This window comes from Pantoea sp. 9140 (assembly GCF_000745295.1).
GTDB lineage: Bacteria > Pseudomonadota > Gammaproteobacteria > Enterobacterales > Enterobacteriaceae > Pantoea > Pantoea vagans.
Genome location: NZ_JQNO01000001.1, coordinates 2407562 through 2430056, shown reverse-complemented (window position 1 = coordinate 2430056; position 22495 = coordinate 2407562). Strand labels below are relative to the sequence as shown.

General features: G+C 57.7%; 22 protein-coding genes and 1 other annotated feature. Of the genes, 8 read left to right on the top strand and 14 right to left on the bottom strand.

Annotated features, from left to right (window positions below; translation table 11 throughout):
• Positions 1 to 113 precede the first annotated feature (113 nt).
• From hisIE to hisL, 9 genes are all read right to left on the bottom strand, one after another.
• Positions 114 to 725 carry a bifunctional phosphoribosyl-AMP cyclohydrolase/phosphoribosyl-ATP diphosphatase HisIE gene (gene hisIE, locus FA92_RS11430; RefSeq protein WP_033783633.1) on the bottom strand — a complete coding sequence of 204 codons (612 nt, stop codon included), beginning with the start codon at positions 723 to 725 and terminating at the stop codon, positions 114 to 116.
• Positions 719 to 1495: an imidazole glycerol phosphate synthase subunit HisF gene (gene hisF, locus FA92_RS11425; protein WP_033783632.1), complete on the bottom strand. Its 777-nt coding sequence runs from the start codon at positions 1493 to 1495 to the stop codon at positions 719 to 721. Before hisF ends, hisIE begins: the two co-directional genes overlap by 7 nt.
• Positions 1477 to 2214 carry a 1-(5-phosphoribosyl)-5-[(5-phosphoribosylamino)methylideneamino]imidazole-4-carboxamide isomerase gene (gene hisA / locus FA92_RS11420; RefSeq protein ID WP_033783631.1) on the bottom strand — a complete coding sequence of 246 codons (738 nt, stop codon included), beginning with the start codon at positions 2212 to 2214 and terminating at the stop codon, positions 1477 to 1479. The genes hisF and hisA overlap by 19 nt, the downstream gene beginning before the upstream one ends.
• Positions 2214 to 2804, bottom strand: coding sequence for an imidazole glycerol phosphate synthase subunit HisH (gene hisH, locus FA92_RS11415; protein WP_033783630.1), 591 nt, complete (start codon positions 2802 to 2804; stop codon positions 2214 to 2216). The genes hisA and hisH overlap by 1 nt, the downstream gene beginning before the upstream one ends.
• Positions 2804 to 3871 (bottom strand): bifunctional histidinol-phosphatase/imidazoleglycerol-phosphate dehydratase HisB, encoded by a 1068-nt coding sequence (hisB, locus tag FA92_RS11410; protein WP_033783629.1) that lies wholly within the window; start codon positions 3869 to 3871, stop codon positions 2804 to 2806. Before hisB ends, hisH begins: the two co-directional genes overlap by 1 nt.
• Complete coding sequence (gene hisC / locus FA92_RS11405; protein ID WP_033783628.1) at positions 3868 to 4944, bottom strand: histidinol-phosphate transaminase; 1077 nt, start codon at positions 4942 to 4944, stop codon at positions 3868 to 3870. Before hisC ends, hisB begins: the two co-directional genes overlap by 4 nt.
• Entirely contained in the window at positions 4941 to 6245 is a 1305-nt protein-coding gene (hisD, locus tag FA92_RS11400) for a histidinol dehydrogenase (protein WP_033783627.1), read from the bottom strand. Before hisD ends, hisC begins: the two co-directional genes overlap by 4 nt.
• A gap of 3 nt (positions 6246 to 6248) precedes the next feature.
• Complete coding sequence (gene hisG / locus FA92_RS11395; protein WP_004571317.1) at positions 6249 to 7148, bottom strand: ATP phosphoribosyltransferase; 900 nt, start codon at positions 7146 to 7148, stop codon at positions 6249 to 6251.
• A 48-nt stretch (positions 7149 to 7196) separates the two neighbouring features.
• Positions 7197 to 7317 (bottom strand) — a sequence feature (His leader region).
• Positions 7293 to 7340 (bottom strand): his operon leader peptide, encoded by a 48-nt coding sequence (gene hisL, locus FA92_RS23320; RefSeq protein ID WP_100396937.1) that lies wholly within the window; start codon positions 7338 to 7340, stop codon positions 7293 to 7295. (Overlaps the previous feature by 25 nt.)
• 179 nt (positions 7341 to 7519) lie before the next feature.
• Between hisL and FA92_RS11390 the strand changes: the two genes are divergently transcribed.
• Positions 7520 to 8347: an SDR family oxidoreductase gene (locus tag FA92_RS11390; RefSeq protein ID WP_033783626.1), complete on the top strand. Its 828-nt coding sequence runs from the start codon at positions 7520 to 7522 to the stop codon at positions 8345 to 8347.
• Positions 8348 to 8512: 165 nt separating this feature from the next.
• Here FA92_RS11390 and FA92_RS11385 read toward each other — a convergent pair whose 3' ends face one another.
• From FA92_RS11385 to puuD, 3 genes are read right to left on the bottom strand one after another with little or no spacing between them, the layout of a single operon-like run.
• A complete protein-coding gene (locus FA92_RS11385) occupies positions 8513 to 9790 on the bottom strand; it encodes an FAD-binding oxidoreductase (protein ID WP_033783625.1) in 1278 nt (425 codons plus the stop codon).
• A gap of 19 nt (positions 9791 to 9809) precedes the next feature.
• Positions 9810 to 10367, bottom strand: coding sequence for an HTH-type transcriptional regulator PuuR (gene puuR, locus FA92_RS11380; protein ID WP_013358432.1), 558 nt, complete (start codon positions 10365 to 10367; stop codon positions 9810 to 9812).
• The gene (gene puuD, locus FA92_RS11375; RefSeq protein WP_033783624.1) at positions 10360 to 11127 is read right to left on the bottom strand and encodes a gamma-glutamyl-gamma-aminobutyrate hydrolase; all 768 of its coding nucleotides are present in this window, start codon (positions 11125 to 11127) and stop codon (positions 10360 to 10362) included. Before puuD ends, puuR begins: the two co-directional genes overlap by 8 nt.
• A gap of 204 nt (positions 11128 to 11331) precedes the next feature.
• Here puuD and FA92_RS11370 point away from each other — a divergent pair, with 204 nt between their 5' ends.
• Both FA92_RS11370 and FA92_RS11365 read left to right on the top strand, forming a co-directional pair.
• Positions 11332 to 12747, top strand: a complete 1416-nt coding sequence (locus tag FA92_RS11370; RefSeq protein ID WP_013358430.1) for a glutamine synthetase family protein — start codon at positions 11332 to 11334, stop codon at positions 12745 to 12747.
• Positions 12748 to 13150: 403 nt separating this feature from the next.
• Positions 13151 to 14509 (top strand): APC family permease, encoded by a 1359-nt coding sequence (locus tag FA92_RS11365; RefSeq protein ID WP_033783623.1) that lies wholly within the window; start codon positions 13151 to 13153, stop codon positions 14507 to 14509.
• A 49-nt stretch (positions 14510 to 14558) separates the two neighbouring features.
• Here the strand turns inward: FA92_RS11365 and ygbI are convergent, their stop codons facing one another.
• Positions 14559 to 15320: a DNA-binding transcriptional repressor YgbI gene (gene ygbI / locus FA92_RS11360; protein ID WP_033783622.1), complete on the bottom strand. Its 762-nt coding sequence runs from the start codon at positions 15318 to 15320 to the stop codon at positions 14559 to 14561.
• Between the two features lie 267 nt (positions 15321 to 15587).
• On the opposite strand from ygbI, the gene ltnD reads away from it, so the two are divergent.
• The 5 genes from ltnD (at position 15588) to FA92_RS11335 (ending at position 20657) form a co-directional block, all read left to right on the top strand.
• Positions 15588 to 16493 carry an L-threonate dehydrogenase gene (gene ltnD, locus FA92_RS11355; RefSeq protein ID WP_033783621.1) on the top strand — a complete coding sequence of 302 codons (906 nt, stop codon included), beginning with the start codon at positions 15588 to 15590 and terminating at the stop codon, positions 16491 to 16493.
• The gene (otnK, locus tag FA92_RS11350; protein ID WP_033783620.1) at positions 16493 to 17755 is read left to right on the top strand and encodes a 3-oxo-tetronate kinase; all 1263 of its coding nucleotides are present in this window, start codon (positions 16493 to 16495) and stop codon (positions 17753 to 17755) included. The genes ltnD and otnK overlap by 1 nt, the downstream gene beginning before the upstream one ends.
• Positions 17748 to 18392: an aldolase gene (locus FA92_RS11345; protein ID WP_033783619.1), complete on the top strand. Its 645-nt coding sequence runs from the start codon at positions 17748 to 17750 to the stop codon at positions 18390 to 18392. Before otnK ends, FA92_RS11345 begins: the two co-directional genes overlap by 8 nt.
• Positions 18392 to 19177 (top strand): HPr family phosphocarrier protein, encoded by a 786-nt coding sequence (locus FA92_RS11340; RefSeq protein ID WP_033783618.1) that lies wholly within the window; start codon positions 18392 to 18394, stop codon positions 19175 to 19177. The genes FA92_RS11345 and FA92_RS11340 overlap by 1 nt, the downstream gene beginning before the upstream one ends.
• Before the next feature lie 124 nt (positions 19178 to 19301).
• On the top strand, positions 19302 to 20657 hold the full coding sequence (locus FA92_RS11335) for a GntP family transporter (protein ID WP_033783617.1): 1356 nt from the start codon (positions 19302 to 19304) through the stop codon (positions 20655 to 20657).
• 50 nt (positions 20658 to 20707) lie between these two features.
• Here FA92_RS11335 and sbcB read toward each other — a convergent pair whose 3' ends face one another.
• Positions 20708 to 22135: an exodeoxyribonuclease I gene (gene sbcB, locus FA92_RS11330; RefSeq protein WP_033783616.1), complete on the bottom strand. Its 1428-nt coding sequence runs from the start codon at positions 22133 to 22135 to the stop codon at positions 20708 to 20710.
• Positions 22136 to 22495: the final 360 nt, after the last annotated feature.

The following is a 22495-nucleotide window of genomic DNA, read 5'->3' as shown; positions in this document are numbered from 1 at the left end:
GTTCTCTCCCTGAGGTTTGAGTCGCCGTTACTGTGCGGGATTGAGATGAAGATTGAGAAGGATTCTGCTCAGAATCTGCATAAAAACGAAATTCTGAGCAGGTTATTGCACAATTACTTGTGGCGGGCGCGCAGGTTATTAATCACGGCGCTGAAGTCGAGATCCTGATCCTGCAACAGCACCATAAGGTGATAGACCAGGTCTGACGCTTCATTGGTCAGCTCATCCCGATCGTTGACGGTCGCCGCAAGCGCAGTCTCCACGCCTTCTTCGCCCACTTTCTGTGCGATGCGCTTGGTGCCGCTGGCGTAGAGCCGTGCCGTGTAAGAGCTTTCAGGGTCAGCTGATTTGCGTGACGCCAGCAGCTCTTCCAGCTGATAAAGGAAGGTCCACTCAGGTACGGCCGGCGAGAAGCAGCTGGTGGTGCCCAGATGGCAGGTCGGGCCAATCGGATTCGCCAGCACCAGCAGCGTGTCATTGTCGCAGTCAGGCGTAATGCTCACTACCTGCAGAAAGTTGCCGGACGTTTCGCCTTTGGTCCACAAGCGGTTTTTTGTGCGTGAGAAAAAGGTGACATTGCCCTCTGCCAGCGTTTTTTCCAGCGCCTCCGGGTTCATGTAGCCATGCATCAGCACTTCGCCTGAGACGTTGTGCTGAACGATGACCGGCATCATGCCCTCTGTTTTATCCCAGTCGAGAAGAGCCTGTTGTTGTTGAGTTAGCACGCGCGAATCTCCACTCCGTTGTCGATCAGAAAGCTCTTCAGCTCACCAATATTAATAATCTGCTTATGGAATACCGAGGCGGCTAAGGCGCCATCGACGTTAGCCTCCGTAAACGCCTCCAGGAAGTGCTGCATGGTGCCTGCGCCGCCCGAGGCGATCAGGGGCACGTTGCAGACTTCACGCATTTTCTTCAGCTGCACCAGGTCATAGCCGTTACGCACGCCATCCTGATTCATCATGTTCAGCACGATCTCGCCTGCGCCCAGCTTCTGCACTTCCTGTACCCACTCCAGCGTTTCCCACTGTGTCACGCGGGTACGTGCTTCGTCACCGGTGTACTGATTCACCTGATATTTGCCGCTGGCTTCGTCAAACCAGGTATCGATGCCGACGACAATACACTGCACGCCAAACCGGTCCGCGAGGCGGGTGATGAGCGTGGGATCGGCCAGCGCTGGCGAGTTAATTGAAATCTTATCTGCGCCAAACTCCAGAATGCGTGCCGCGTCTTCCGGGGTTTTAATGCCGCCCGCGACGCAGAACGGGATATCAATCACTTCCGCGACGCGCGACACCCAGCTTTTGTCGACGACCCGGCCATCGGATGAGGCGGTGATGTCATAGAAGACCAGTTCGTCGGCACCTTCAGCGGCGTAGCGCTGCGCCAGCGGCACGATGTCGCCGATGATCTCGTGATTACGAAACTGTACGCCTTTGACCACCTGGCCGTCACGTACGTCCAGGCAGGGAATTATCCGTTTTGCCAGCATGAGATCGCCTCCGAAACTGTGAATTTATCTTCCAGCAGCGCACGTCCGACAATCACGCCCTGAACACCGCTGCCGCGCAGTGCGGCGATATCATTCAGGTCGCCAATGCCACCCGAGGACTGGAAAGCAATCGTCGGGAAGCGCGCCGTCACTTCCTGATAGAGCGCGACGTTGGAACCGCTCAGGGTGCCGTCGCGGGAAATGTCGGTACAGAGCACGTGTTTCAGGCCCACCTGCTGAAAATCGGTAATTACCTCTTCCAGGGTGACGCCAGCCGCTTCCTGCCAGCCACTGATCGCCACTTCTTTGCGGTTACTGGCATCAATGCGCACATCTAACGCGAGCACAATCGCCTCTGCGCCAAACTCCGCGAACCACCGTTTAACCTCTTCAGGCTCTTTCACAGCAGTGGAACCGACCACCACACGACTCGCACCCGCTTCAAGCAGTGCGTACACATCGTTACGGCTGCGAATGCCGCCACCGACCTGCACCGTGACCTCAACGCCGTCGAGCAGGGTTTTCAGCAGCGCGATCTGGCGTTTCGCCGGATCTTTCGCACCGGTTAAATCCACCAGATGCAGCACGGTCGCGCCCTGGCTGACGTAATCCTGCAGACGTGGCAGCGGATCGCTGCCGTAATTACGCTGCTGGCCATAATCGCCCTGATGCAGACGAACCACTTTGCCGTCAATTAAATCTAACGCGGGGATAATCATTACATCTCCAGGAAGTTTTTCAGCAATTGCGCGCCCGCTCTGCCCGAGCGTTCCGGATGGAACTGGACGCCGAAGAAGTTATCTTTCTGCACTGCGGCGGTGAAGGCTTCACCGTAGTGACACTGAGCGATGGTGCTGGCGTTGACCGGCATAGCATAGCTGTGGACGAAGTAGAAATAAGAACCTTCATCAATGCCGCGGAACAGATGATTGCCCGCCTGCGCGGTAATCTGGTTCCAGCCCATATGCGGCAGCGGCAGGCCGTGGGTGTCCATCAGCGACACCGGCTCATCAATAATGCCCAGCGTCGGTACGCCGCCGTTTTCATCGCTGCCGCGTCCCAGCAGCTGCATACCCAGACAGATGCCCAGCACCGGCTGGGTACAGGCTTTCACCAGATCGATCAGGTCACGCTCTTCCAGCTGATTCATTGCCGCCTGCGCAGTACCGACGCCCGGCAGAAACAGTTTGTCGGCGCGCAGCACCACATCGGAATCGCGGCTCACTTCAGGGGTATAGCCCAGACGTTCAATCGCCCATTTCACCGAGGAAAGGTTGGCGCAACCGGTATCCATGATCACCACGTTCATCACAGCACTCCCTTCGAGCTCGGCAGGGTATTACCCTCAACGCGGATCGCCTGGCGCAGCGTACGGCCAAAGGCTTTAAACAGGCTCTCGACACGATGATGATCGTTCTTGCCTTTGGTTTTCAGATGCAGGGTGCTCATCATGGCGTAGGAGAGCGAGCTGAAGAAGTGCTCGACCATCTCGGTGCTCAGGTCGCCCACGCGCTGATAGTTGAATTCGGCTTTGAACTCTATGTGCGGACGGCCGGAGATATCCAGCGCGCAGCGCGCCAGGCATTCGTCCATTGGCAGCACAAAGCCAAAACGGCCAATGCCGCGTTTGTCGCCCAGCGCTTTCAGCAATGCTTCGCCCAGTGCCAGGCCGGTATCTTCCACCGTGTGGTGATCGTCGATATAGAGATCGCCTTTCACTTCAATGTTCATGCGGAAGCCGCCGTGCACCGCAATCTGGTCCAGCATATGGTCGAAGAAACCCACGCCGGTATTAATCTTGCTGCCGCCTTCGCGGTCCAGCCAAAGTTCGACCCGAACCTGCGTCTCTTTGGTATTACGCTGCACCAGCGCATGGCGGTCACGCTGAGTCAGACGCTGCTGGATGGTCTGCCAGTTCTCGCCGTCAGCGCCGTAACGGATAGGCTGAATGCCCATGTTCTCCGCCAGCTGCACGTCGGTCAGACGATCGCCAATCACATAACTGTTGGCGGTATCCAGTGCGCCTTCTGCCAGCCAGGCTTCTACCATTCTGGTTTTCGGCTTGCGGCAGTCGCAGTGATCGTCCGGCATGTGCGGGCAAATCAGCACATCGTCAAACGCAATGCCCTGTGAGGTCAGGACCTGCATCATCAGATTGTGTGGACCATCGAAATCCGCCTGCGGGAAACTGGCGGTGCCAAGCCCATCCTGGTTGGTGACCATCACCAGGCGGTAACCGGCGGCCTGCAGCGCCAGCAGCGCCGGGATAACGTCTGGCTCAAACGCCAGCTTATCCATACGGTCGACCTGATAATCCTCAGGCGGCTCAGAGATTAACGTCCCGTCGCGGTCAATAAAAAGGGTCTTCTGACTCATGCTTGCTCCAGAGAAAAGGCTTCCAGCGCGGCGATCACTCGTTCGCACTCTTCACGCGTGCCGATGGAGATGCGCAGGCATCCCGACAGGCCCGGATTTTTGTTCTGATCACGCAGGATAATGCCCTGATCCCATAAGGTTTTGAAGACTTTTGGGGAATCGGTAAAGCGCGCCAGCACATAGTTGGTTTCGCTGGGGAAAACCTGCTCAACGCAGGCCAGCTGCGCCAGTTCAGCCAGCAGCCAGCCGCGATTGTCATTCAGCTGGGCCACATGTTCGCGCATCAGCGCAATTCCCTGCTCGCTCAGCGCCTGTCCGGCGACGTCGGCAACCGGTGTCGCCAGCGGGTAGGGCGCAATCACTTTCATCAGCAGGTCGATCACTTGCGGGTTCGCCAGCGCAAAGCCACAGCGCAGGCCCGCCAGCGCAAAGGCTTTAGAAAGGGTACGCAGGATCACCAGATGCGGATAATCCTTCAGCCAGCCGGTCAGCGTTGCCTGCGGGCAGAACTCAATATAGGCCTCATCCGCCACGACCAGCGCTTTACCCGCGGTCATCGCCAGCAACTGGCGGATGTCGTCCTGATTAATCAGGTTGCCGGTCGGGTTGTTCGGACTGCAAAGGTAAACGACTTTGACACCATCCAGCTGTTCCGCAATAGCAGGCAGGTTCAGCTGCCAGTCATTCAGCGCTGGCGCGGTGCGATATTCAATGCCGATAGTTTCGGCGCTGACGCTGTACATGCCATAGGTCGGCGGGCAGAACAGAATGGCATCCTGCCCCGGCTCACAGAAGGCGCGCATGATCAGTTCAATGGCTTCATCCGCGCCCCGGCTGACCAGCACCTGCTCTGGCGTTAAACCTGCGTAAGCCGCATAACGCTCAATCACCAGCTTAGGCTGACATTCGGGATAGCGGTTCAGCGTCTGCTGCGACAGCTCAAACGGCACCGGCAGCGGGAATTCGTTGGCATTGAGCCAGACATCACCGTTGCCACCCAGACGACGCGCCGACATATAAGGCGTCAGAGCGCGCACATTGGCGCGCGCCAGCTGCTCAATATTCTGACTCATGCTTGCTCCTTCAGTGCGGCAACGCGCAGGGTGACGGCATTCTTGTGGGCATCCAGCTGCTCGGCGGCGGCCAGCGTTTCAATCGTGGCGGCCAGATTCAGGAAGCCCTGCGGCGTCAGCTCCTGCACCGTCATGCGTTTCTGGAAATCGGCCAGGCCCAGGCTGGAACAGGTTGAAGTATAACCGTAGGTTGGTAACACGTGATTGGTGCCCGAGGCGTAATCGCCCGCAGACTCCGGTGACCAGTCGCCTAAGAAGACTGAACCGGCGCTGGTGATCGACTCCACCAGATCGCGCGGCTGACGGGTCTGCAGAATCAGGTGCTCCGGGCCGTAGAGGTTAGAGATGGCGACACACTGCGCCAGATCGCGCGCCACGATCAGGCGGCTGCTCTCCAGCGCCTGACGCGCCGTGGCCGCACGCGGCAGCTGAGCCAGTTGCTGTTCAACCGCGTCCGCAACCGCCTCAGCCAGCGTCAGTGAAGGCGTCAGCAGAATGACCTGCGAGTCGGGGCCGTGCTCTGCCTGTGAAAGCAGATCGGAGGCGACAAACGCGGGCGTGGCACCTTCATCGGCAATCACCAGCACTTCGGACGGACCGGCAGGCATATCAATGGCTGCGCCATCGAGTCGCTGACTCACCTGACGTTTCGCTTCGGTCACCCAGGCGTTGCCCGGGCCAAAAATCTTGTCCACGCGTGGCACGGTTTCGGTACCAAAGGCCAGCGCGGCAATAGCCTGCGCACCGCCGACCTGGAACACCTCTTCTACGCCGCACAGCTGCGCGGCATAGAGGATCTCATCGGCGATCGGCGGGGGCGAACAGAGCACCACGCGGCCACAACCGGCGATGCGGGCAGGCGTCGCCAGCATCAGCACGGTAGAGAAGAGCGGGGCGGAACCGCCAGGAATGTAGAGCCCGACCGATTTCACCGGGCGGGTAATCTGCTGGCAGCGCACGCCGGGCTGCGTTTCCACATCTACCGGCGGCAGAATCTGCGCGTTGTGGAAGGTTTCGATATTACCCACTGCGACGGCCATCGCCTGCTTCAGCTCGTCACTCAGACGTAAGCTGGCGTCTGCGATTTGCTGCGGCGTCACACGCAGGTTTTCAACCTGCGCCTTGTCGAAGCGGGCGCTGAACTCGCGCAGCGCGTCATCACCGTTCAGCTTTACCTGCTCCAGCACGTTACGCACCGTCAGCGTGACGTTTTCAGAGGCGGCGATGGCTGGACGCAACAGCAGCGCCTGCTGCTGTTCGGGGGTGCACTGCTGCCACTCAATCGGGGTAGAAAAGGCCATGGCTTACTCCATCATCTTCTCAATAGGCAGCACCAGAATTGAACTGGCACCCAACGCTTTCAGTTTTTCCATGGTTTCCCAGAACAGGGTTTCGCTGCTGACCATGTGCATCGCCACGCGGCTGACATCGCCTGCCAGCGGCAGAACGGTCGGACGCTCCGCGCCAGGCAGCAGGCTGATTACCTCTTCCAGCCGCTCACTCGGCGCGTGCAGCATGATGTACTTCGATTCACGCGCTTTAATCACGCCCTGAATACGGGTCATCATCTTGTCGATCAGCTCCTGCTTGGCGGCGGGCATCTCGCCGTCGCGCTGGATCAGGACGGCTTTTGAACGATAGATGACTTCCACTTCACGCAGGCCGTTGGCTTCCAGGGTGGCACCGGTAGAGACCAGATCGCAGATGGCGTCTGCCAGACCGGCGCGGGTCGCGACTTCGACAGAACCGTTCAGTAGGCAGGTTTTGAAGCTGACGCCTTTTTTGTCGAGATACTGTTTGAGCAGGTGCGGATAAGAGGTGGCGATACGGGATTTATCAAGGCATTCCGGGCCGGTGTACTCGGCGTCGGTCGCCATCGCCAGTGAGAGACGGCAACCGCCGAAATCCAGGCGACGTAGCGTAAAGTAGCGCGGGTCTTCGCCCTGAGCGCGGCGTGAGAGTAACTCCTCTTCCAGCACGTTTTCACCGATGATGCCGAGATCGACCACACCGTCCATCACCAGGCCAGGGATATCGTCATCGCGCACACGCAGGATGTCGATCGGCATGTTCTCCGCAAACGCAATCAGGCGCTGTTGCTGAAGATTGATTTTAACGCCGCAGCGCGCCAGCAGTTCGCGTGAATCATCACTTAAACGGCCAGATTTCTGCATAGCTATGCGTAAACGGGTGTTATCTAACATGGTTCCTGTCCTCTTAATCCTGTCCTGAAAGTGTGGTTGCGCCAGCCCATAAAAAAACCCCCGGAAGACGATCTTCCGGGGGTTCTCTTGCGTTCACACCACTGGAAGATCTTAAAAGTCTTCCAGCACCAATCGCCTGAAAGACTAGTCAGGATGATGGTGGTGATGATGGTTGAACTGAACGCGTGTCATATTAATCTCGTCGATGAATGAGTATTCATTTGTGGGGATTAACCTAGCGAAGATGGCAGCACTTGGCAACACTTTTTTAAACAGGCGGTTCGGAAAGCGCTGAAACAGGTTGTTCAGGTTTGCAATCCGGGGGCAAACTACGGTGAAGTCAGGGTTGATGTTTCACGTCAGGAGTCAAAATGAAGAAGGTCGCGATTGTGGGACTGGGCTGGCTGGGTATGCCGCTGGCCACGGCGTTAACGGCGCGAGGCTGGCAGGTCACCGGCAGTAAAACCACGCCAGACGGTGTTGAAGCCGCACGCCGCTGCGGCATTGAGGCGTTCCAGCTGGAACTGACGCCGGAACTGCTGTGTGATGCTGCCGATATCGAGCCGCTCTTTAACGTCGATGCATTAATTGTCACGTTACCTGCCAGCCGTACTGCGGAAGGCGGCGAAGCTTATCTGCAGGCGGTACAGAATGTGGTCGATACCGCGCTGGTTTATAAAGTGCCGCGCATTATCTTTACCAGCTCAACGTCAGTCTATGGTGGCAGCTCTGGCATTAAACGGGAAAACAGCCCGCTGACCGCCGAAACGGTAGCCGGTAAAACGCTGGTTAAGCTGGAGAGCTGGCTGCACGATCTGCCGGGAACCAGCGTGGATATTGTGCGTTTGTCCGGTCTGGTCGGGCCAAAGCGCCATCCGGGACGCTTCCTCGCCGGTAAGCAGGATGTGGCAAATGGCTCGCAGGGCGTAAATCTGGTGCATCTGGATGACGTGGTCGAGGCGATTACGCTGCTGCTGCAGTCGCCAAAAGGGGGCCGGGTGTACAACCTCAGTGCGCCGAAACATCCGACGCGTGACACCTTCTATCCCGCAGTTACGCGCCAGCTTGGTCTGCAGCCGCCGCAGTTTGCGCCAGAGGCCGTCAAAGACAGCGGCAAACTGATAGATGGGTCGCGCATCTGTAGCGAGCTTGGTTTTGAGTATCGCTATGACGATCCGGTGAAAATGCCGCTGGAGTAACACGCGGCTGACGTTGATGTGGGGGCAGGGCGCCCCCGCTGAAACGCCTCTGTTTTGCTATCCTTATAGTTACAACATACTTACTTATCTTATTCTGCAGGGCAGAATGTGCCCCGCAGAAAGACCGTTATACGGCTCACCAGACGCAATGCCTGGCCCTTAGTCTTACACCCCCAGCCGATCCCTCAGCGCATACCACACCGCGCCCATCGCCGTCAGCGGCACCTTAAAACGTCGGCCGCCAGGGAACGGCAGGTGAGGCAGGCGGGCAAAGGCGTCAAACCGCTCGGCATCGCCGCGTAATACTTCGCTAATCAGCTTGCCGGAAAGATGGGTACTGGTGACGCCATGACCGCTGTCGCCCTGCATAAAATAGACATTCTTCTCCATCCGGCCAAACTGCGGCATACGCGACAGCGTCAGCAGGAAATTGCCGCTCCAGCTGAAGTCCAGCTTCACGTTCTGCAACTGCGGGAAAGTACGGCGCAGCTTGGGCCGGATTAGCGCTTCAATGTCAGCCGGTTCCCGCGCGCCGTAGACCACACCACCGCCATAGAGCAGCCGGTTGTCGGCGGTCAGACGGAAGTAATCCAGCAGATAGTTACAATCCTCCACACAGTAATTGTTTGGCATCAGCGACAGTGCCTGGTCGGGTGTCAGCGGCTCGGTCGCCACAATCTGCGATCCGCACGGCATGCTTTTCCTGCTCAGGCGCGGCTCCAGTTTGGGTGAGAGATAAGCATTACCGGCGAAGATCACAAACGTCGCACTGACCTCGCCGTGAGCGGTTTTCACCCGGTTAGGTGTGCCATAAACCACATCTGTCGCTGCGGACTGCTCATAAATGCGTCCACCATGTCGACGAATTGCTTCTGCTTCTCCCAGCGCCAGGTTCAGCGGATGCAGATGGCCGCCACGTCGATCCAGCAGGCCGCCGACATAACGTTCGGTAGCGACTTCGCGGCGAATAGTGCGTTCGTCCAGCAGCTCCAGGTCATAATTACCGTACTGCTGCCATAGCGTTTTCTGCTTTTGCAAATGCGCCATCTGTCTCGCATTTAGTGCTGCAAAAATGCCGCCAGGCCGGTAGTCGCATTCAATTGCATACCGCTTAATGCGATCGCGGATAATCTCAGCACCTTCAAACATCATGCTGCCCAGCATGCGGGCGCTCTCTTTGCCGTAGCGTTGTTCAATCACATCCACGTCGCGGCTGTAGGAGTTCACCACCTGGCCGCCGTTCCGGCCGCTGGCACCAAAGCCGACGCGCGCCGCTTCCAGCACGACTACGTCGTAGCCGACCTCGGTCAGATGCAGCGCCGCTGAAAGACCGGTGAAACCGCCGCCAATGATGCAGACATCGCACTGAATGCTCTCCCGCAGGGTCGGCCAGGGCGCATGCGGATTGGCGGTCGCTGCGTAATAACTCTCCACATAATTCATAACAACCTCCGGGAAGCGCCTAAAAGTTGGCTGGCGTGTGGGCACTGACAATGCGGCAGGGGATTTCAGCCCTGTTGGTGAAGCTGTGCGGTAAGCCGGTATCAATCACATAGCTCTCTCCGGCGGAGAGATGAAACTGCTGACCGTTAATCACCAGCGTAATTTCGCCTTCCAGCAGCGTGCCGGTCTCTTCGCCTGGATGACGCAGCTTCTCGCCGGTGCTGGCGCCGGGTTGATAGGTTTCCAGCAGCATGCCCAGCGTGCGCTGCGCACGGCCATTGTCGATGAGCTTCAGCGACACACCCTGGCTGCCAATTTCCAGCAGATCGCTGGCGCGGACAATCACCTTTGGCTCTGCGTGGGGTTTGGGTTCTGAAAAGAATTCCGACAGTGAAAGCCCATAGACTTTCAGCAGCTTCTGCAGGGTGCTGACCGCCGGGCTGACCTTATCCTGCTCGATAGTGCTGATGGCGCTGTGGGTCAGTCCGGCCAGTTCGGCAACGCGACGTTGCGACAATCCCATCGTCTGCCGAATCTGCGCCAGCCGTCGTCCCGGAGCCAGCGTGACATCACTCATCTGCTTTTCCCCTGTGATAGCGAATGGCGGCCTGAATAAAGCCGCTGAACAATGCCTGCGATCCCGCCGTACTTTCCGGCTGCCACTCGGGATGCCACTGCACCGCAAGTGCAAAAGGATGATGACGCAGACTCACCGCCTCAATCAGGCCATCCGGCGCGCGTGCCTCAACGCGCAACTGCGGCCCCGGTTCGCGTACGCCCTGATGATGCAGAGAATTGACCGCAAGCGGTTTGCTGCTGTCCAGCAGCGTTGCCAGCAGGCCATCCGGTTCGATAGCGATCGGATGCGCTGTCGCATACTGCTGATCCAGTGGCAGCGTCTCATCTTCATGATGACGCTGAAATTCTGACTGCTCACTGAGATCCCGCCACAGCGCGCCACCATTGGCCACCACCAGCTCCTGCAGTCCACGGCAGATACCAAACATTGGCATTTTGTGGCTGGTGGCCCAGGTGATCAGCTGAAAGGCGAGACGGTCGCGGCCCGGATCGGCGTGCGGCTCTTCACCGGCTTCACCATAATGCCAGGGTTCGATATTGCTGGGACTGCCGGTGAACAGCAGACCATCCAGCACAGCCATAGCGTTTTCTGATAGATGAGGCGCATTAATAAGACTATGGGGCAGGGCGAGGGGCACGCCGCCCGCCAGGACAATCGCATCAATATATTTGTTATGCACCGTCTGAGTCGCATGGCCGCCCAGAACTTTGTGGCACATCACTACGCCAATCAACGGTTTGTCAAAAATAATGCCCATCTTACGTCCTCGCATCACTGGTCGAAATATCTACCGAAAGGGCACGTCTGGCGGTTAAGTGTGCAATATTTTTTCAATCTAGCAATCTGCTGTTTGTTCTTCAAACAGATTTGTTACATTTGCACACTTTTTATGTTGGCGCTATGTTAGTGGTGTGGCTGTTATTTTGAGCATTACGCAAACCTAATAGGGGCGGGTGAGATCATGACTAACCTGGTAGAAGTGGAAGACTTCACGCTTCACAGTGAAGAGAAACGAACCAGCGCGTTCCAGCTTGAGGTGAAAGCCTGGCTGGAGCGCCATCCTGAAACGCAGTATGTCGACATCCTGTTAAATGATTTAAATGGTGTGTTCCGCGGCAAGCGCATTCCGGTCTCTGCGTTGCCTAAGCTGGAAAAAGGATGTTATTTCCCCGCCTCAGTGTTTGCCATGGATATCCTCGGCAATACGGTGGAAGAAGCGGGACTCGGCCAGTCTCTTGGTGAACCCGATAATCTCTGTCTGCCCGTTAGCGGCACTTTAGTTCCCTCCGCCTCTGACCCTCAACACATCGCGCAACTGCTGTTAACCATGTGCAACCAAGATGGCACTCCCTTTGACGTTGAACCCCGAAATGTCCTTAACCGGCTGTGGCAACAGTTGCGCAACCGAGGTCTGTTTCCGGTGGTAGCGGTAGAGCTGGAGTTCTATCTGGTAGACAAAAAGCGCGATGCTGAAGGCTTTATCCAGCCGCCCTGTTCGCCCGGCAGCGATGAACGCAATATGCAGAGCCAGGTCTACTCGGTCGATAATCTCGATCACTTCGCTGATGTCCTGCGCGATATTGACGATCTGGCCCGTCAGCAGGGCATACCGGCTGATGGCGCGCTGGCGGAAGCCTCGCCCGGACAGTTTGAGATCAACCTGCATCATACCCGCGACGTGCTGCGCGCCTGCGACCATGCGGTGCAGCTGAAGCGCCTGATTCGTCAGGTCGCGGAAAATCACGGCATGACCGCCACCTTTATGGCGAAGCCTTACGAGGAGTATGCGGGCAGCGGAATGCACGTGCATATCAGCATGCTGGATGCTGCCGATCACAACGCCTTCGCCTGCGATGACGGCAGCGATTCACCGCTGATGAAACGTGCGCTGGCGGGCATGATCGACCTGATGCCCGCGTCAATGGCGCTGCTGGCACCCAACGTCAATGCCTATCGCCGCTTTGTCCCTGAAGCCTATGTGCCGTTACAGGCTTCGTGGGGGCATAACAACCGGACCGTCGCGCTGCGCGTGCCGTGCGGAGATATCGACAACCATCGTATTGAGTATCGGGTGGCGGGCGCTGATGCCAATCCCTATCTGGTCGTCTCGGCTATCCTGGCCGGGATGCTGCATGGGCTGGATACGCAGCTGCCATTGCCGAATCCGGTCACCGGCAACGGACACCATGCCGAAGGGCTGGCCCTGCCGATCCGGCAGAGCGATGCGCTGTATGAGTTTGACAGCAGCTATCCGCTGCAGAAGTTACTGGGCGAACGCTTTGCCAGCGTCTGGCACAGTTGCAAAAACTATGAACTGATGCAGTTTGAACGACTGATTACGTCTACGGAAATAGACTGGATGCTGAAAAACGCCTGATGGGCTTCTCAGCGTGACTTTGTCCCGTTTTTTTTTGCATAAGGTGCCCCAACGGCTTGTATTACTGCCACGGGTTAGGGCAGAATACGCGGCCTGCAAAATCAGATGATAACCGACGCTTAACGCGCCGGTTATTTTTTTGCATCCAGTTTTAACAGAGCGTTTTTGCTGACTTAACCGAGGCCGGGCACGCACCCGGATAGATAAACACTGAAAACACGCGTAAGCGTGAGATTGAGGATTACAAAGATGGGGATGTTTTTCACTCTGCCAGCCAACGCTGGTACGCGTTTTCGTGATGACTACGGCGCCGCGTCAACCGCTAACCTTACTCCCTGTCGCTTAATGCGCAGTTGCCCTGTGACCCAGCCCAGCCAGGTTGTCGCACATGGGGGACTGAAGCATGTCGCTTAATACCTCCGCCTCACCGCAGCGTGCGCAACTCAAAAAGACGCTTACGTTACTTCCGGTCGTCATGATGGGCTTAGCCTACATGCAGCCTATGACCCTGTTCGATACCTTTGGCATCGTTTCCGGGCTGACCGATGGTCACGTCGCCACTGCTTATGCTTTCGCGCTGATTGCGATTCTGTTCACTGCTGTGAGTTACGGTAAGCTGGTACGCCGCTTCCCCTCTGCGGGCTCCGCTTATACCTACGCTCAGAAGGCGATCAGTCCGCACGTCGGCTTTATGGTCGGCTGGTCATCACTGCTGGACTACCTGTTCATGCCGATGATCAACATCCTGCTGGCTAAAAACTATTTCGAATCGCTGGTGCCGGGCATCCCGTCGTGGATCTTCGTGGTGTTGCTGGTCGGCTTTATGACGCTATCTAACCTCAAGGGCATCAAAACCGTCGCCAACTTTAACAGTGTGATTGTGGTGCTGCAGGTCATTGTCATGGTCGGGATCACCGGCATGGTGATCTACGGTGTGGCAAGCGGCGTCGGTTCCGGCACGCTGGTGAGCAGCCGTCCGTTCTGGTCTGAGAATGCGCATGTGGTGCCGATGATTACCGGTGCCACCATACTCTGCTTCTCGTTCCTCGGCTTTGATGGCATCAGTTCGCTGTCGGAAGAGACTAAAGATGCAGAACGTACTATTCCACGCGCGATTTTCCTGACGGCGCTGATTGGCGGTGTGATCTTTATTGCGGCATCTTACTTCCTGCAGCTCTACTTCCCGGACATCACCCGTTTCCAGGACCCGGACTCCTCACAGCCAGAAATCATGCTGTTCGTAGCCGGTAAAGCGCTGCAGGTCGGTATCCTGATCTTCTCGGTGGTCACGGTACTGGCATCCGGTATGGCGGCGCACGCAGGCGTATCGCGTCTGATGTATGTGATGGGCCGTGATGGTGTGTTCCCGGAGCGTTTCTTCGGTTACATCCATCCAAAATGGCGTACCCCGTCGCTCAACGTACTGCTGGTGGGTGCGATTGCGCTGATGGCGATTAACTTTGACCTGGTCACCGCGACCGCGCTGATTAACTTCGGTGCGCTGGTAGCGTTTACCTTCGTGAACCTGTCGGTGATTGCACAGTTCTGGATCCGTGAGAAGCGAAACCGTACGCTGAAAGATCACGTTCAGTATCTGCTGCTGCCGCTGCTCGGCGCGATGACGGTCGGTGCGCTGTGGGTGAATCTGGAAGCGAGTTCTATGGAGCTGGGCCTGATCTGGGCCGCCATCGGGATTATCTACCTGGCATTCGTGACCCGCAGCTTCCGTAATCCGGTGCCGCAGTTCAGCGAAGAAGTTTAATATCGCTAACGTTGCCGCCTTCCGGATTTATCAGGAAGGCGGCAACAGCTTAACCGGCCAGCACCAGTTCCCAGCTGCCCGCACTCAATAGTTCCCGCCCCGCATCACTCAGTTTGTTGTCCGTCACCACCTGATCAAATCTCTCCAGCGGTAACGCCAGGAACGTCGCTATTCTGTTGTACTTCGAACTGTCACTCAGTAAAACCCGCTTGCTGCTCACGTCGCATACTGCCTGCTTCACCATCACTTTATCTTCATCCGGTGTAAACAAGCCGCGTGGCCCCCAGCAGGAGGCGGAGATAAAGGCGATATCAATGGCCAGATTGCGCAGGCTGCGTGCTGCCGACTCGCCGACGCAGGAGCGGTTCTCCCGGCATACGGTGCCGCCCGTGTGGATCACCCGGCACTGACTCGCCTCCATCAGCAGATTCGCCACCATGAAATCATTGGTCACCACCAGTAAATCATCACGATCCACCACTTCCTGTGCCAGCGCTAACGTCGTAGTCCCGGCATCCAGATAGATGCAGCTATTACGGGGGATGTGACGGGCAGCGGTGCGGCCAATGGCGCGCTTCTCATCGTTGTAGAGGGTGCTTTTCGTCAGATGGGACGGTTCAGCTGCCAGTCGATCGGCGGAGCGCACGCCGCCGGAAACCGACAGCACGGTGCCTTGTTCTTCCAGTTTCTGCACATCCCGGCGTATCGTCATGTGCGATACGCCCAGCCGCTCAGTTAACTCTGCAATGCTCACCACGCCCCGATCGGCCACCAGTGCCAGAATCTGTTGATGACGTTCAACCGGAATCATATCTGCTCCCTGATAATTACCATTTTTTCACATTATAAAGTATCTGCCGGTCAACCAGAACAAAAAATAACAGCTGATACAGGGCGGGCAGCTGCACTCACCGGGCTAACGCAAGGTGAGGCAGGTAAAACAGGCAGTGTTAAAAATTGTTCCCGTTCACACTGGTGATGTTTTTTTGTGAGGAGTGACACATTTTTACCGACAGGAAGCTGGCAGGATTAACAGTAACAAACAAATAATCACTTAATTTAACAGTGGAGGCGTAACGTGCCAGCTGAAAACATCTGCGTTATCGGGTTAGGTTCCATGGGTATGGGTGCGGCGAAATCCTGTCTGCGCGCCGGTCTCAACACCTGGGGGGTCGATTTGAATCCTGCGGCCCTGGAGAGCTTACGTCAGGCCGGCGCACGTGATGCGCAGTCATCCGCCTCAGCCTTTGCAGATCAGCTCGATGCCGTTTTGCTGCTGGTGGTCAATGCAAAGCAGGTTAACGCCATTCTGTTCGGTGAAGATGGTCTGGCCGCAAAACTGCGTCCGGGCACGGTGGTAATGGTCTCATCCACACTCTCAGCGCAGGATGCGCAGCAGATTGAACAGCGGCTGGCTGAATATCAGTTGCCAATGCTGGATGCCCCGGTGTCGGGCGGCGCGGCCAAAGCGGCCAGCGGTGAAATGACAGTGATGGCATCCGGCAGTGATGCGGTCTTTGCACAGCTGCAGCCGGTGCTGGATGCGGTGGCTGCCAAAGTCTATCGCGTGGGCAATGAAATTGGCCTCGGGTCAACCGTCAAAATTATTCATCAGCTGCTGGCGGGCGTTCACATCGCGGTCGGCGCAGAAGCCATGGCGCTGGCGGCGCGAGCCGGTATTCCGCTGGAAACCATGTATGAAGTGGTCATTAATGCCGCGGGCAACTCGTGGATGTTCGGGGACCGTATGAAGCATGTGGTAGACGGCGACTACAGCCCGAAATCGGCCGTCGATATCTTTGTTAAAGATCTCAACCTGGTGGCCGATACCGCAAAGTCGCTGCACTTTCCACTGCCGCTGGCTTCAACCGCCCTCAACATGTTTACCGAAGCCAGCAACGCCGGTTATGGCCGGGAAGATGACAGTGCGGTAATCAAAATCTTCAGCGGCATCACGCTGCCACAGGCAGGGGAGAACAGCTGATGCGTCTTGGCGTAATAGCGGACGATTTTACCGGCGCAACGGATATCGCCAGTTTTCTGGTGCAGAACGGCCTGACCACTATCCAGTTCAACGGCATCCCCGCCAGCGCAGAGAGGACAGAGGCGCAGGCGATTGTGGTCAGCCTGAAGAGCCGTTCCTGTCCGGCAGATCAGGCGGTTGCGCAGTCGCTGGCCGCGCTGGCGTGGCTGCAGAAACAGGGATGCGATCGCTTCTACTTCAAATATTGTTCCACCTTCGACAGCACTGCGCAGGGCAATATCGGTCCGGTGACCGATGCGCTGCTGAATGCGCTGGGTGAGACGCAGACGGTCATCTGTCCGGCGCTGCCGGTGAACGGGCGCACCGTCTATCAGGGCTATCTGTTTGTCGGCGATCAATTGTTGTCCGATTCCGGCATGCGGCACCATCCGGTCACCCCGATGCAGGACAGCAACCTGATTCGTCTGATGATGTCACAGGCAACCGGCAAAGCCGGGCTGCTCGCGGCGGCACAGGTCGATCAGGGCGCAGCGTCAGTGCGTCAGGCGCTGGACCAGCTGGCGGAGCAAGGCATTAATTACGTCGTCACTGACACCCTGCATCAGGCGCATCTGTTGACGCTGGGTGAAGCACTTAGTGACAGGCGACTGGTGACCGGCGGTTCCGGGCTGGCCATCGGTCTGGCGCGGCAGTGGGCGACGGCTGAGACGGATGCAGAGGCAGAGCAGGCAGGCCGTCCGCGCGGCGATCGCGCCGTGGTGCTGTCCGGATCCTGTTCGCAGATGACCAATCGTCAGGTTGCCGCGTACCGCCAACTGGCACCGGCCTGCGAAGTAGAGATTGAGCATTGTCTGGAAGATGCAGAAGGGTATGCCCGGCAGCTGTGCGACTGGGTGGAAGCTAACAGCCATCAGACGCTGGCCCCGCTGCTGTTTGCCACCGCTGACGCGCAGCAACTGCAGCTGATTCAGCAGCGCTATGGCGCGCAGCGCAGCAGCGAAGCCGTTGAGCAGCTGTTCGCCGCTGTCACCCGCGAGCTGAAAGGGCGCGGCTGGCAGCGCTTTATTGTGGCGGGAGGGGAAACCTCCGGCGTAGTCGCGCAGAGCCTGGGTGTAACCGCCTTTCACATCGGCCCGACCATTTCGCCCGGCGTGCCCTGGGTGCGCGACATCCATCAGCCGCTCTCGCTGGCACTGAAATCGGGCAATTTTGGCGACGAAGATTTCTTCCGCCGCGCGCAAACGGAGTTTACCTATGTCTGAATCTTCCCTGTTAGCGGAACAGCAGGCGCGTGACGAAATGGTCCGTCTCGGCGCCTCGTTCTTTCAGCGTGGCTATGCCACCGGCTCAGCGGGCAACCTCTCCATGTTGCTGGCGGATGGCAATCTGCTGGCGACCCCTACCGGCTCCTGCCTCGGGGAATTACAGGGTGATCGGCTGTCGAAAGTCACACCTGAGGGAGAATGGCTCTCCGGCGATAAACCCTCCAAAGAGATTGCGTTTCACCGCGCGCTCTACCTGAATAACCCCGACTGCCGCGCAGTGGTGCATCTGCATAGCCACTACCTGACGGCGCTCTCCTGTTTACAGGGGCTGGATACGGACAACTGCATCCGTCCGTTTACCCCCTATGTGGTCATGCGCGTCGGTGATGTGCCGGTCGTGCCTTACTACAAGCCGGGCGATGGGCGTCTGGCCGATGATCTGGCGGTGCTGGCGCCGCGTTACCGCGCCTTTTTACTGGCGAATCACGGCCCGGTGGTGGTGGGGAAATCCTTACAGGAAGCGGCGGATAACACGGAAGAGCTGGAAGAGACCGCCCGTCTGATCTTTACCCTGGGTGACCGCCCGATCCGTTATCTCAGCGATGCCGAAGTGGCGGAATTAAGGAGCCGATAATGCCGAAGTTTGCTGCTAACCTTTCGACGCAGTTTAATGAATATCCCTTTGCCGAACGCTTCGCTGCAGCGGCGAAAGCCGGTTTTACAGCGGTCGAATTTCTGTTTCCTTATGACTATCCCGCCACGCAGATAAAACAGTGGCTCGATGAGAACCAGCTGCAGCTGGTGCTGTTCAATACCGCGCCGGGCAATGTCGCAGCGGATGAGTGGGGCGTCTCCGCCATCCCCGGACGGGAAGCGGAAGCAAAGGCGGATATCGACCGCGCCCTGAGCTATGCGCTGGCGCTGAACTGCCCGCAGGTTCACATCATGGCGGCGACGGTGCCGCCCGGTGCCGATCGTCAGCGCTACGTTGAGACCTTTATCATCAACATGCGCTATGCGGCTGAGCGCTTTGCGCCGCACGGCATCAGCCTGCTGATCGAAGCGCTTAACCCGGTAACCAAACCCAACTATCTCTACGCCAGCCAGTATCAGACGCTGGAGATGGTAGAACAGATCGACCGGCCGAACGTGTTCACTCAGCTCGACCTGTTTCACGCACAGCGGGTGGACGGCAACCTCAGCCATCTGATTCGCCACTATGCGGGACGATATCGTCACGTACAGATTGCGTCGGCACCGGATCGCCATGAGCCGGATGAGGGAGAAGTTAACTATCCGTACCTCTTCTCGCTGCTGGATGAGGTTGGCTATTCTGGCTGGGTCGGCTGCGAATATATCCCGCGAGGCAGCACGACCGAGGGTCTTGGCTGGTTTGCTCCCTGGGCGCAAAAAGCCTGATTTAACGGGCTGAAAAACCGGTGTTTCAGCACCGGTCGGGAGCGGCTTGCCCTTTTTCTGACTCTGCACCTGCTATTTCTGTACGCCTGAAACCAAAAAAATATAACAATTTCTGAGGTTTACTATGTCCACCGCACTGCTGTTAGCCATAGCGACCGCCAGCATCGTGATCCTGCTGCTGCTGGTCATCAAAGCCAAAGTTCATCCGTTTGTCGCCCTGTTGATTGTCAGCCTGCTGGTAGCTATCGCGACCGGCATTCCGGCTGAAAAAATCATGGAGACGATTATCACCGGGATGGGTGGGCTGCTTGGTCACATCACTATCATCATCGTGCTGGGTGCCATGCTTGGGGCGATTATTGAAGCCTCCGGCGGGGCTGAATCACTGGCGCAACGCTTCAGTAAAACGCTGGGGCTGAAGCGAACCGTTGCGGCATTGACCATGGCAGCCTTTATCCTGGGCATTCCGGTCTTTTTCGAAGTGGGCTTTATCATCGTCATCCCGTTGATTTATGGCTTCACTAAGGTGGCGCGGATCTCACCCCTGAAGTTTGGCCTGCCGATGGCGGGCGTGATGCTGACGGTGCACGTGGCGCTGCCAACCCATCCGGGTGCGGCGGCGGCGGCCGGGATCCTGCACACCGATATGGGCTGGCTGATGATGCTGGGTATCGCGATTTCCGTGCCGGTCGGGATCATTGGCTACTACGTGGCGAAAGTCATGAACCGTCGCCATTACCATCTGTCGGTTGAGGTGCTGGAGCAGTTGCAGATGGCGAAGCCAGAGGGGCAGGAAAAGAAGCATGAACCGGCCCCGCCTGGCGCGCTGACTATCAGTGGCCTGATTGTGGTCCCGATTGTATTGATCGTGCTGGGAACGCTGTCCCATACCCTGCTGGCGGAAGGCAGCCTGCTGCGTAACGTTATGACCGTAATTGGCACACCGCCGATTGCCCTGCTGATTGCCTTGGGGCTGGCGGCCTGGCTGCTGGGCGTGCGGCGTGGCTGGAGTAAAGATAAGCTGGAAGATCTCACCGGGCGGGCTATTCCCACCTCTGCCAGCGTAATTCTGGTGGCCGGTGCGGGTGGGGCCTTCGGTAAAGTGCTGGTGGAGTCAGGGGTCGGCAAAGCGCTGGCGGTCACGCTGGAAACGCTGCATCTGCCGCTGGTGCCGGCTGCCTTTATCCTGTCGCTGGCGCTGCGCGCGTCACAGGGGTCCGCCACGGTAGCCATCCTGACCACCAGCGGTCTGCTGACGCAGGCGGTGACCGGTGTAACGGATATGCAACGGGTACTGGTCACACTGGCGGCCTGTTTCGGCGGCCTGGGTCTGTCTCACGTTAATGATGCAGGATTCTGGGTGGTCACCCGTTATCTCGGGCTTTCCGTGGCCGACGGTTTACGCACCTGGACGGTGCTGACGACGATAATGGGGGTAAGCGGTTTTGTGCTGACCTGGCTGGCGTGGACGGTGCTCTGATTCAGCAAGACAGGAAAGCCTGACCCGCAGGGTCAGGCTTTCTCATTGGTTCAGGAGACCAGTTCCTGCGCATAAAGATAGAGCGCTTTGAGCTGCCCAACCTTTTCTGCATCCGCTTCATGCAGATTAGCCAGTCCCTCCAGCTCCTGCATAAATGCCTGCACCCGATCACTATTCAATACTTCACGGCGATGCTGCAACCAGCGCTGCTGCTCGGCATCATCCAGCGTGCCGGGGAAGTTACGCGCCCGGTAGCGGAACAGCAGTTTCGCCACCCGCGCACTCTCAAAGCTCAGGTCCAGCGCAGGCAGATTGGCGGGCGCGGTCTGGCGGATAATATTCATTCCGGCACGGTCGGCATCACTGAAGAATCCATCGTAGAGCTGTGTGTCCACGTCGTCTGACGGCGTAAACGGCTCGGCTTCGGCAAACAGCGTGACCAGTTTTTCCCGCACGTCAGGCTGCTGACGCAGCAGCGCCAGATTCGCCAGGCAGTGCTGACGATCAATGCCCAGCCGGGCCGCATCTTCCGGACGCAGCGTACTGGCAGGTGCCAGCACCGGACACTTGTTGATATGTACCAGTTTAACCGGCACCGCAGGCAGATCGCCCAGGTCGTTTTTCGGCGTGTAAAGACGCTCACGCAGGGTATCGGCATCCAGTTGCAGCAGCGGCGACATATCGCCCGCCAGATCGACCACGATCAGCGCATTGCGGTTATCGGGATGCCAGGCCAGCGGTACGATCCAGCTGGTGTTGCCGCGCGCCGCGCCAAACATGCCGGAGACATGGACCAGCGGTTTCATCTGCGGAATGTCGATCAGGTTCATCAGCTTGTTTTTGTTACGGTGGGTAAACAAAAAATCAAACAGTTTCGGCTGCTTCTCTTTTACCAGCTTCGCCATCGCCAGTGTGGCGTAAACATCGGACATCGCATCGTGCGCATTTTCATGGGCCACGCCGTTGGCTTTGGTCAGATGCTCCAGCCGGAAGCTCGGAAAGCCTTCTTCATTTTCCGGCCAGTTGATTCCGTCGGGCCTCAGCGCATAGCAGGCACGCATCACGTCGAGCAGGTCCCAGCGTGAGTTGCCGTTTTGCCAGGCCCAGCCGTAAGGATCGTAAAAGTTGCGATAGAAGATATTACGCGTCACTTCATCATCGAAACGCACGTTGTTGTAGCCGACCACGCAGGTTTGTTCGGTGGTGAACAGCTTATGAATGCGTTCGGCAAACTCTGCTTCGATTACGCCGCGGCTCATCGCTATCTGCGGGGTAATGCCGGTAATCATCACCGCTTCGGGCTGTGGCAGATAGTCATCAGGCGGACGGCAATAGAACACTTCTGGCTCGCCAACAGGATTGAACTCACCGTCGGTGCGCAGGCCGGCGAACTGGGCGGGCCGGTCACGAGAGGGGCTGGTGCCGAAGGTCTCGTAATCGTGGAACAGAAAAGTGGGCTGTACGCGGTCGTTATTCAAATTTCATATCCGTTCATTGCGTTCACTGACTTTATGAACAGAGCGTGTTAAATCGGCTCTGCTCGCTCTGTAACTTTCTGCGCGCAGCAGGATGAGATGTGATCGTTATGTCTGATGCGCGGGCGCAGGGTTCAGCCGTACAGTGCCATTATAGCGGCTCATGGCTGCGGCTGGCGCTCGTCACGTATGGTAAACCATATTCCTGCGCGTCTGAAGTTAAGGGTAAAGCCTGCCTGATGCCTCTTTTTGACAACCAGCCATTGGCGACCGCCGCAACAGACTCAGCCGCCCGTTTTGGCGGATGTCCAGAACCGGGAGCCGTTGCACATTTTCTCACTACGTCTGTATGCCACTTTCAGG

What these genes read in the sequence shown, in the direction of transcription:
- FA92_RS11365 (WP_033783623.1), top strand. Translation starts at nt 13,151, where the DNA reads ATGTCGCTTAATACCTCCGCCTCACCGCAGCGTGCGCAACTCAAAAAG.
- puuR (WP_013358432.1), bottom strand. Translation starts at nt 10,367, where the DNA reads ATGAGTGATGTCACGCTGGCTCCGGGACGACGGCTGGCGCAGATTCGG.
- hisA (WP_033783631.1), bottom strand. Translation starts at nt 2,214, where the DNA reads ATGATTATCCCCGCGTTAGATTTAATTGACGGCAAAGTGGTTCGTCTG.
- FA92_RS11340 (WP_033783618.1), top strand. Translation starts at nt 18,392, where the DNA reads ATGCCGAAGTTTGCTGCTAACCTTTCGACGCAGTTTAATGAATATCCC.
- FA92_RS11345 (WP_033783619.1), top strand. Translation starts at nt 17,748, where the DNA reads ATGTCTGAATCTTCCCTGTTAGCGGAACAGCAGGCGCGTGACGAAATG.
- hisD (WP_033783627.1), bottom strand. Translation starts at nt 6,245, where the DNA reads ATGGCCTTTTCTACCCCGATTGAGTGGCAGCAGTGCACCCCCGAACAG.
- hisB (WP_033783629.1), bottom strand. Translation starts at nt 3,871, where the DNA reads ATGAGTCAGAAGACCCTTTTTATTGACCGCGACGGGACGTTAATCTCT.
- hisG (WP_004571317.1), bottom strand. Translation starts at nt 7,148, where the DNA reads ATGTTAGATAACACCCGTTTACGCATAGCTATGCAGAAATCTGGCCGT.
- puuD (WP_033783624.1), bottom strand. Translation starts at nt 11,127, where the DNA reads ATGGGCATTATTTTTGACAAACCGTTGATTGGCGTAGTGATGTGCCAC.
- FA92_RS11335 (WP_033783617.1), top strand. Translation starts at nt 19,302, where the DNA reads ATGTCCACCGCACTGCTGTTAGCCATAGCGACCGCCAGCATCGTGATC.
- hisH (WP_033783630.1), bottom strand. Translation starts at nt 2,804, where the DNA reads ATGAACGTGGTGATCATGGATACCGGTTGCGCCAACCTTTCCTCGGTG.
- FA92_RS11370 (WP_013358430.1), top strand. Translation starts at nt 11,332, where the DNA reads ATGACTAACCTGGTAGAAGTGGAAGACTTCACGCTTCACAGTGAAGAG.
- FA92_RS11390 (WP_033783626.1), top strand. Translation starts at nt 7,520, where the DNA reads ATGAAGAAGGTCGCGATTGTGGGACTGGGCTGGCTGGGTATGCCGCTG.
- otnK (WP_033783620.1), top strand. Translation starts at nt 16,493, where the DNA reads ATGCGTCTTGGCGTAATAGCGGACGATTTTACCGGCGCAACGGATATC.
- ygbI (WP_033783622.1), bottom strand. Translation starts at nt 15,320, where the DNA reads ATGATTCCGGTTGAACGTCATCAACAGATTCTGGCACTGGTGGCCGAT.
- hisC (WP_033783628.1), bottom strand. Translation starts at nt 4,944, where the DNA reads ATGAGTCAGAATATTGAGCAGCTGGCGCGCGCCAATGTGCGCGCTCTG.
- hisF (WP_033783632.1), bottom strand. Translation starts at nt 1,495, where the DNA reads ATGCTGGCAAAACGGATAATTCCCTGCCTGGACGTACGTGACGGCCAG.
- FA92_RS11385 (WP_033783625.1), bottom strand. Translation starts at nt 9,790, where the DNA reads ATGAATTATGTGGAGAGTTATTACGCAGCGACCGCCAATCCGCATGCG.